At 70.4% G+C, this 9,298-nt stretch carries 8 protein-coding genes; 4 read left to right on the top strand and 4 right to left on the bottom strand.

All coding sequences use genetic code 11. The features are described 5' to 3' along the window. The first annotated feature begins 114 nt into the window (after window positions 1–114). On the top strand, window positions 115–1,023 hold the full coding sequence (locus G5B46_RS21610; protein WP_165262323.1) for a hypothetical protein: 909 nt from the start codon (window positions 115–117) through the stop codon (window positions 1,021–1,023). Between the two features lie 7 nt (window positions 1,024–1,030). Here G5B46_RS21610 and G5B46_RS21605 read toward each other — a convergent pair whose 3' ends face one another. From G5B46_RS21605 to G5B46_RS21590, 4 genes are all read right to left on the bottom strand, one after another. After that, window positions 1,031–2,668, bottom strand: a complete 1,638-nt coding sequence (locus G5B46_RS21605) for a Na+/H+ antiporter (RefSeq protein WP_346764962.1) — start codon at window positions 2,666–2,668, stop codon at window positions 1,031–1,033. Window positions 2,669–2,770: 102 nt separating this feature from the next. Continuing rightward, a complete protein-coding gene (locus G5B46_RS21600) occupies window positions 2,771–3,685 on the bottom strand; it encodes a hypothetical protein (RefSeq protein WP_165262321.1) in 915 nt (304 codons plus the stop codon). Window positions 3,686–3,799: 114 nt separating this feature from the next. After that, a complete protein-coding gene (locus G5B46_RS21595; RefSeq protein WP_165262319.1) occupies window positions 3,800–4,402 on the bottom strand; it encodes a hypothetical protein in 603 nt (200 codons plus the stop codon). Window positions 4,403–4,545: 143 nt separating this feature from the next. Continuing rightward, window positions 4,546–6,072 carry an aldehyde dehydrogenase family protein gene (locus tag G5B46_RS21590; RefSeq protein ID WP_165262317.1) on the bottom strand — a complete coding sequence of 509 codons (1,527 nt, stop codon included), beginning with the start codon at window positions 6,070–6,072 and terminating at the stop codon, window positions 4,546–4,548. A 127-nt stretch (window positions 6,073–6,199) separates the two neighbouring features. On the opposite strand from G5B46_RS21590, the gene G5B46_RS21585 reads away from it, so the two are divergent. Genes G5B46_RS21585 through G5B46_RS21575 form a run of 3 tightly spaced genes read left to right on the top strand, consistent with a single transcriptional unit; the run spans window position 6,200 to window position 9,239 of the window. Then, window positions 6,200–7,105, top strand: coding sequence for a polyprenyl synthetase family protein (locus tag G5B46_RS21585; RefSeq protein ID WP_165262315.1), 906 nt, complete (start codon window positions 6,200–6,202; stop codon window positions 7,103–7,105). 32 nt (window positions 7,106–7,137) lie between these two features. Beyond that, window positions 7,138–8,040, top strand: a complete 903-nt coding sequence (locus G5B46_RS21580; protein WP_346764961.1) for an ABC transporter ATP-binding protein — start codon at window positions 7,138–7,140, stop codon at window positions 8,038–8,040. Continuing rightward, entirely contained in the window at window positions 8,037–9,239 is a 1,203-nt protein-coding gene (locus G5B46_RS21575) for an ABC transporter permease (protein ID WP_165262311.1), read from the top strand. Before G5B46_RS21580 ends, G5B46_RS21575 begins: the two co-directional genes overlap by 4 nt. Window positions 9,240–9,298 lie beyond the last annotated feature (59 nt).

Genomic DNA, 9,298 nt, shown 5'->3' with positions numbered 1-9,298 from the left:
TGCGATCGCCTCCCCCACAGGGGGAGGTTCTATGACTTCTCCCCCTCCGATAACATTGATCTTGCTTGTCGCTTCGTGGTTGTGTTGCCCCTCGATGCTTCGGGGGAGGGGACCATGAAGACGATCCACTGGGCCGGCCGCGGGATGGCCGCGCTCTGCCTGGCCGCCGCGCTGGGGCTCGGGACCGCGCAGGCCCAGATCGCGGCCCCGGCTCCGCCGCTGCAGGACGGCGTGGTGACCTTCTCGCCGCCGGCGACGCCCGTCCCGCAGCCGGCGCCCGACGCCGGCGGCCTGACCGGCGAGGCCCAGGATCGCGCCGAGGCGGCCGACCTCTCGGAGCTCGAATACGAGACCATCTTCCGCATCCTGTTCGGCGTGCTGGCCATCGCCGTGGTGCTGGAGTCGGCGCTGGCGGTGCTGTTCGGCTGGCGGGTGTTCCAGAACCATTTCAGCAGTCGGGGCCTGCGCACGCCGGTGGCCGTGATCGTCGGCTGGCTGGTGGCCCACGGCCTGAAGTTCGACGTCGTCGCCTCGCTGTACCAGGCCCTCTACGGCGGGCAGGGCGAGGTCTCGCCGCTCGGCGGGCTGGGCGTCTTCATCACCGGCCTCGTTCTGGCGGGCGGCAGCGCCGGGGTGAACAACATCCTTCGCGCCCTGGGCTTCAGGCGGATCGGTCCGGCCGAGGGCGCGACGCCGCGCCCGGCCGCCACCGAGGCCTGGTTCAGCGTCACCCTGCAGCGCAAGGACGCCGTCGGTCCGGTGCAGGTGCTGCTGGTGGGCGATACGGGGCCGGCCGTGCTGGTGGGCATGATCACCGGCAAGACTCCGCCGCCGCCGTGGGCGGCCGACTTCGTCTCCAACGACGTGCGGTTCCCGCCGGTGGCCGGCCATGTGCTGAGCCCGGGAGCGACCTACACCCTGCGCCTGGCCGGCGCCGACAAGGCCGGCGCCCCGATCCAGAAGGACTGGGGGCCGTTCACGCCGGGCGCCGGCGCGATCATCGACGTCGCCCTGACCCTCTAGCCGCCGGTCAGACCCGCAGGCGCGCCTCGGCCAGGTCGAGCTCGCGGGTCAGCCTGGCCTGGATCGCGCCGTCCACGGCCCGCTGGCGCAGCAGTCCGTGCAGGGCCTGGCGCTCGGCCTGCACGGCCGCCAGGCGGACTTCCTTTTCGAAGGCGCGGCCGCGACGGGCGGCGATGGCCACCTCGCCGGTCTGGGTCAGGCCGTCCAGGCGGTCGCGATAGACGTCGACGATCCGGGCCGAGGCGGTCTGGAAGTCGGCGTCGGCGGCGTGCGGCGAGGACGCCTGCAGCCGCTCGATGGCGTGGACGGCGGCGATGGCCAGGGTGGCGCGCGCCTGTTCGGCCGCCTCCAGCCCCGCCGTCTCGGGCGGCAGCTGCAGGTTCTTCATCAGCAGCGGCAGGGCGATGCTGGAGATCAGCAGCGACAGCACGATCACGCCCGCCGCCAGGAAGATGGCCAGGTCCCGGGCCGGGAATTCCTCGCCCGCCGCGGTGACCAGCGGCAGGGTCAGCACGCCGGCCAGGGTGATGGCCCCGCGCGCGCCGGCGCAGGCCGTGGCGGTGATGATCTTCCAGTCCGGGCTGGCGCGGTCCTCGCCCCGTCGGCGGGCGCGCAGCAGGGTCAGCTTCAGCGAGCCCCACACCCAGGCGAAGCGCAGCACGCCCAGGCTCAGGGTGATGGCCACGACATAGATCGCCAGCCACCAGGGCTCGTGGTGGCCGGTCGTGCGGACGGTCTCGACCGCTCCGGCCAAGATCGACGGCAACTGCTCGCCCAGCAGCACGAAGATCACGCCGTTGGCGGTGAACTGCAGGGTGTCCCACACCATGTTGCGGCGCACCCGCGTGGCGGCCACGGTCTGGCGGGCGACCTCGGAGAAGCTCATGGCCACGCCGGCGGCGACGGCCGCCAGGATGCCCGAAGCGTGCACCTTTTCGGCCAGCAGGTAGGCGGCGAACGGGATCAGCAGGCTGACCAGGGTCTGGGGACCGGCGTCCTCGGCCCCGGCGCGGGTCAGCCAGGCGTTGAGGGTGGTGACGACCAGGGTGGTGACCACGCCGATGGCGACGCCGGCCAGGGCGACCCAGGCGAAGTTCAGCACGGCCTCGTGCAGGACAAAGCTGCCGGTCAGGGCCGCGGCGATGGCGAAGCGCAGGCAGACCAGGCCCGAGGCGTCGTTCAGCAGCGACTCGCCCTCGAGAATGTGCATCAGCCGCTTGGGGATCGGCACGCGCTGGGCGATGGCCGAGACGGCGATCGGGTCGGTGGGCGAGATCACCGCAGCCAGGGCGAAGGCCACGGCCAGCGGCATGGCCGGGATCATCCAGTGGATCAGCAGGCCGACGCCGACCACGGTCAGCACCACCAGCCCCAGCGCCAGCTCCAGGATGATCGGCAAGTCCTTGAAGAACTCGTCCTTGGGAATGCGCCAGCCGTCGAGGAACAGCAGCGGCGGCAGGAACAGCAGGAAGAAGAGGTGCGGGTCGAGCGAGACCGGCGTCTTGGTGACCATCGCGATCAGCGCGCCCAGGCCGATCTGCACCAGGGGGGCGGGCACGGCCAGGGGGAGGAACCGGGCGGCCGCGCCGCTCAGGACGACGGCGGCCAGAAGGGCCAGGACGATCTCGACAGTCTGCACGCTCACCTCACGACCATTGAAGTGGCGGTTACCGTAGGGTGATGCGTCCAGGGATGCGACCCATAAAGGCCCCCGCCGCCGATTGCGCGACGGGGGCCAGGATGGACGTCAGGCGTCGACCGCCTCGCGCGCCGAGGTCGACGCGCCCAGGCCGGCGTTGATCGCCGCGGCGTAGTCGGCCGGCGTCGGCCCGCCGGAGGGCTCGGTCGAGAAGATGCCGCCGCTGTTCCACAGGAAGCCGCCGGTGATCCCCGAGCCGGCCAGCTGCGAGAACGCCTGCTGGATGGACGAGGGCCCTTCGCCGTCGGCGCCTTCGACCGCATAGCCGGGCACGATGAAGGCGTAGGGGTCGCTCACGCCCGTGTTGGCCGTCTGCTGCACGGCCTGGGCCCACTGGAGGGGGTCGTTGTTGGCGCCGCCGGCGTAGCACTGCAGGTTCATCCACTTGACGATCTGCTGGCTGTTGTTCTGGGCGTAGACGTCGGCCAGGCAGCCGGTCCAGAAGCTGGACTGCATGTAGGGGCAGTAGGTGGCGTAGAGGCCCAGGGAGCCGACGTCGAGCGTCAGGGTGACGATCATCTTCTGGGGGTCGTCGCCATAGACGCCCTCGTAGTCGAAATCGACGCCGGTGATCCCGAAGGTCGACTGCAGGACGGCCAGGTTGGCCTTCACCTGCTCGCGCGCGCCCAGCCAGGCGGTGAAGTCGCTGGTGGTGCCCCAGGCGCCGACCGAGACCAGCAGGTCGCGCACGCTGCCGCCGCTCGTCAGCTGCTTGACCAGGGCCGGATAGTCCGGATTGACGCCGCTGGAGCCGTCGGTGGCGTACTGGATCTGGCCCTTGCTGACGAACAGCGTGTTGTTCAGGTAGAGGTCGCCGCCGTCGTGGATGTGGATCGACCACAGGATCACGGTGGTGATGCCCTGGTTCAGCTGCTGGGCCTGCGTGGCGTAGGGCACGGGCGGCGTGGGATAGCCGTCCTGGAACAGGCCGTTGCCGTAGATCGCGATGGGATAGGCCGACATGACGTTTGCCTCCGGCTCGGAAATGAGCGGGCGCACGCTACGGCCGATAACAACTTCAGGGTGTGATTTTCCGCACTCTCGCAAAAAGTTTACAAGGCCAGGCTTGTCAGAAGGTCAGGCAGATTTTTTTGCGTTCAGATAGATATTTTCCTGTGCTTCGAGAGCAGACATGGTGGCAAGTGCTGTTGATTTTGTAATGCAGCTTCGCCCGAAGCGCTTCTTCGTCACCAAATCTATAAGATAGAAATCCCAGTTTTCATAATCATCGTGCTGTAGGCCGCTCTCCAGCAGCCAAATGCCGATGCCTGCAGTAGGGCGTGACAGGCGTTCATTTTTGAACGTCCAAGGAACATAAGCTTCGAATTTCCCCTTACGCTTAATCGCCCAGGCCGGTTCGAGCTTGATCGTGAGTTCTCCCTTTGGAGCGGACACGGATCCCGATGGCGGAGGTAAGGCTTCGCCAGGGTTTTGGATCTTCCAGTCGTATGCAGCTTTCAGAGCTTGCTGATTGTTCAGGCGCTGGTGGTCGACAGTCATATTGGCCATCACGCCGACAGCCTGATCGTAGGGCTCGCCGTCGAGGAACATCTTTTTGGCAGCCGACTTAAGCGCCCAGTAATAATCTGCGCCACCGGGGCGATCTACATATTTTAGTATCTTGCTTGTCTTGGTTGCCGAATCCGCGGCGTCGTTAGCCAAGAAGGTGGTTAGGTTCATGCGTGGCATGATTTAGTGCCTCTGCCTGAATTCCATTTGACCGTTCAGGTGTGAGGTGATTCCGTGATCGTTGGTATATTGTAATAAAGAGTTTTTGAGAAATGAGAATTTCATTTCTCGGCGACCTTCGATGTTTATCTACCCTAAAGGTCGAACCGCACGCCCTGGGCCAGGGGCAGGGCGCCCGAATAGTTCACGGTCGCGGTCTGGCGGCGCATGTACTGCTTCCAGGCGTCCGAGCCGCTCTCGCGGCCGCCGCCGGTTTCCTTCTCGCCGCCGAACGCTCCGCCGATCTCGGCGCCGGACGGGCCGATGTTGACGTTGGCGATGCCGCAGTCGCTGCCCCAGGGGCCCATGAACGCCTCGGCCTCGCGCACGTCGTTGGTCATCACGCAGGACGACAGGCCCTGGGGGACGTCGTTCTGCATCGCCACCGCGTCCTCGAACTCGGCATAGGGGACGACGTAGAGCAGGGGCGCGAAGGTCTCGCGGGCCATGCCGGCGGTCGGCGCTGAAAGGCGGGCCAGGGCCGGGCGGACGTAGAACGCCTCGGGGGCCTCGGCCTCGCGCAGCCGCTCGCCGCCGACGACCTGCGCGCCGTCGCCCCGGGCCTGGTCGAGGGCGTGGACGAAGGCCTCGTACGAGGCCTTGTCGACCAGCGGGCCCAGCAGCACGCCGTCCTGGCGCGGATCGCCGGCCGGCAGACGCGCGAAGGCCGCCGCGACCGCGTCGCCGACCTTGTCGACCAGGCTCTCATGCACGATCAGCCGGCGCAGGGACGTGCAGCGCTGGCCGGCGGTGCCGGCGGCCGAGAACACGATGGCGCGCAGGGCCAGCGACAGGTCGGCGGTGGGCGTGACGATCATGGCGTTGTTGCCGCCCAGCTCCAGGATCGAGCGGCCGAAGCGTTCGGCCACGACCGGGGCCAGGGCCTTGCCCATGCGGGTCGAGCCGGTGGCGCTGACCAGAGGGATGCGCGGATCGCGGGCCAGCCGCTCGCCGGCGTCGCGGCCGCCCAGCACCACCGAGGACAGGCCGGCCGGGGCCTCGTCGCCGAACCGGGCGATGGCGCGGTCCAGCAGGGCTTGGGTCGCCAGGGCCGTCAGCGGCGTCTTCTCCGACGGTTTCCAGATCACCGGATCGCCGCAGGTCAGCGCCAGGCACGCGTTCCACGCCCACACCGCCACCGGGAAGTTGAAGGCGCTGATCACCGCGACCGGCCCCAGTGGATGCCAGGTCTCGCGCATGGCGTGGCCGGGGCGCTCGGAGGCGATGGTCAGGCCGTGCAGTTGGCGCGACAGGCCGACGGCGAAGTCGCAGATGTCGATCATCTCCTGGACCTCGCCGGCGCCTTCGGAGGCGATCTTGCCGGCTTCCAGCGTCACAAGGGCGGCCAGGTCGGCCTTGGCCGCCCGCAGCTCCTCGCCCAGCAGGCGGACCAGTTCGCCCCGGCGCGGCGCCGGAACGCAGCGCCAGGCGCGGAAGGCGCGGGCGGCCCCCGCGACCTTGGCTTCGATGGCCTTGGCGTCGTCGAAGGCGACGTGGGCCAGCACAGAACCGTCGATGGGCGTGCGCACGGCGGTTCCGCCGTCGGCGGACAGGCCGCTCACGCCCAGGCGGGCCAGGATCTCGCGGGCGTGGTCGGCGGGAGAGGGCAGGGGCTTGGACATGCCGCCATGGACGCGCCCCGGACGGCCGGGGTCAAGAGCCGCCGGGCGCCCGCTCGGGTTGACGCCGCGACGGGGCGCCTTCAAATGACTCGCCCGCGGAGGGGCGGGGGAGGCATCGACTCGCGAGATGGACGACCAGGTCGCCTTGCATCAGGGATTGCTGCCGCGGATCGAGGCCTTGAGGGCGCGCGTCGATCGCCGCCTGGCCGAGCTGGCCCCGGCGCCGGGAACCGCGCCCGACCGCCTGGTCGAAGCCGTCCGCTATTCGCTGCTGGCCCCGGGCAAGCGCTTCCGTCCGATGCTGACCCTGCTGGCCGCCGAGGCGTTCGGCGCCGACGAGGGCGCGGCGCTCGATGCGGCCTGCGCCTTCGAGATGATCCACGCCGCCTCGCTGATCCTCGACGACCTGCCGGCCATGGACGATGCAGGCCTGCGTCGCGGCTTGCCGACCATCCATCGCGCCTTCGACGAGGCCACCGCCATTCTCGCGGGCGTGGGCCTGCTGAACCAGGCCTACGCCGTCATCGCCGCCGACAAGGGGCTGTCGGGCGACCTGCGCGCCGAGGTCTGCGCTCGCGCCGCCGACGCCGTGGGCTTCATGGGTCTGGTCGCCGGCCAGGCCCGCGACCTGCTCGACCGCGACCAGCTGCGCGACATGGCCGCCATCGACCGGCTGAACCACGAGAAGACCGGCGTCCTGATCATCGCCGCCGCCCAGGTCGGCGCCCTGATCGGCGGGGCCGACGCGGCCGCCGTCGAGCAGGTGGGCGAGTTCGCTCGCCGGGTGGGCCTGGCCTTCCAGATCCGCGACGACATCATCGACGCCGAGGGCTCGGTCGAGGCGGCCGGCAAGGATGTCGGCCAGGACGCGTCGATGACCACGGCCGTCTCGCGCCTGGGCCTGTCGGGCGCCCGCGCGGCCGTGGAGGCGCATCTCGCCGCGGCGGAGGCGGCCCTGGCCGCGGCCGGGGGCGGCGGGCTGCTGGGCGCCTATGCCGGACGGCTGTTCGCCGCGCGCAAGGCGGCGGCGTGAATCCAGAGCCTATTCTGAAGGCTGAAGGCGTTGTGCGGTCCTATGGCGAGCGGCGCGTCCTCAAGGGCGTGGACCTGTCGCTGCGGCCGGGCGAGATCTACGCCCTCTTGGGACACAACGGGGCGGGCAAGACCACCTTGGTGCGGGCCATCTGCGGCCGTCTGCGGCCCGACGCCGGCAGCGTGCTGCTGAACGGCGCCGATCCGGCCCGCGTGCCCGCCGCCCGCGCCGGCCTTGGCCTCGTCCCGCAGGAGATCGCCCTCTACGCCAACCTGTCGGTCCGCGAGAACATCGAGACCTTCGCCACGCTGGCTGGCGTGCCGCGCGCGCAGATCCCCGCCGCCGTGCGTCGGGCGATGGAGCTGACCCGCACGCTCGATCGCGCAGGCGCGCCGGTGCGCACGCTGTCGGGCGGCTTCCAGCGCCGGGCCAACATCGCCGCCGCCATCGTCCACGAGCCGACCCTGCTGATCCTCGACGAGCCGACCGTGGGGGTCGACATCGACGCCCGCGAAGCCGTCGACACGGTGATCCGCGACCTGCGGGGCCTGGGCGTGGCGGTGCTGATCGTCACCCACGACCTCGACCAGGCCGGGGCCCTGGCCGACCGCGTCGGCTTCCTGCGCGACGGCGCCATGGTGCTGGAGGGCGATCCCCGGGCCCTGGTGGCCGAAGCCTTCGGCGACCAGATGGAGATCCTCGTCCATCTCGCCGAAGGGCTCGACATGGCCGGCGAGATCCATCTGGCGGCCGAGGGGCTTGAGCCCACGCGGCGTCCCGGCGTCTGGACGCGGCTGGACAGCGGCGGCTACGGCGCGGCGGGGCGGCTGGACGCGCGCCTGCGCCAGCTGGGCCTGGCCCCGCGCGAGATCCGCGTGCGCCAGCCGTCGCTGGCCAACCTGTTCAGCCTCGTCGCCGAGCGGAAGGCCGCATGAGGGCGCGACTGGCCATGTCGCTGGCGATGATGCGGGTCATGGCGCTGGAGCTGTGGCGCGACCGCGCGGCCCTGGTCATGACCTTCCTGCTGCCGCCGCTGGTGTTCCTGATCTTCTCGTCGGTGTTCGCCGGAACCTCGGGCGACAACCTGCAGCCCAAGCTGGCGGTCGCGGACCTGGCCCGCACCGACGCCTCGCGCCGGGTCGCCGCCGCCCTGCTGAAGAGCCCGGACCTGCGCGCCGAGACCGCGCCCGACGCCGCGACGGTGCGCGTGCGGGTCAAGTCCGGCCAGGTCGACGCGGGCCTGGTGATCCGCGCCGATCCCGCCGCGCCTGGCAAGCCGTTCCTGATCGTCGCCGACCCGTCGCGGGCCGTGGCCGCGCCGCTGGCCCAGGCCCGCACCCAACAGGCCCTGGCCGTCGCCGCGCCCGATGCGGCCCTGCGCCGTTCGATCGACTCCGTCGCGCCGGCCCTGGGTGAGCTGACCCCCGTGCAGTCGGCCCGCGTCGAGGCGGCCGCGGAGCAGCTTCGCGCCAAGCCCCAGGCCGTGAAGGACGACCTGTTCGACCGCCAGGAGATCACCGGCGCCCGCAAGGGCGGGGCGGTGATCGCCTATTACGCCGGCGCGGTGATGATCCTGTTTGCTTTGTTCTCGGCCATGCAGGGGGCGCTGTCGCTGATGGAGGAGCGCCGCGCCGGCGTCGCCGACCGCCTGCTGGCGGGCGTGGCCGGCATGGGGCCGGTGGTCACCGGCAAGTTCCTGTTCCTGACCGCCCAGGCCATCGTCCAGGCGGTGATGATCTTCGTGGTCGCGCAGGGTGTCTACGGCGTCGAGGCGCTGCAGCATTTCGGGCTGTGGCTGCCTACCACCCTGGCGGCCGGCGTCTGCTCGGCGGGCCTGGCGCTGGGCCTCGTCAGCCTGTGCCGCACGCGCGACCAGGCCCAGATGCTGTCGACCTTCGTGATCCTGGTGCTGGCGGCCGTGGGCGGCAGCATGGCGCCGCGCTTCCTGATGCCGGCCTGGCTGCAGAATCTCGGCTGGTTCACGCCCCACGCCTGGGTGATCGACGCCTATCAGGCCGTGCTGTGGCGCGACGCGGGGATCGCGGCGGTGTATAAGGCTTGGCTGGTGCTGGCCGCCATCGGTGCGGCGGGCCTCATCGTGGCCCAGGTTCTGTCGCGCGATCCGCAGCGATAGGGCGCGGCGCTTGCGCTAGGACTTTGCGCTAGAACAAGGACGGGAGCCCAAGACCCGAC

The sequence above is a fragment of the Caulobacter sp. 602-2 genome, assembly GCF_011043625.1.
Taxonomy (GTDB): domain Bacteria; phylum Pseudomonadota; class Alphaproteobacteria; order Caulobacterales; family Caulobacteraceae; genus Caulobacter.
This window is presented reverse-complemented; position numbering and strand designations above follow the sequence as displayed.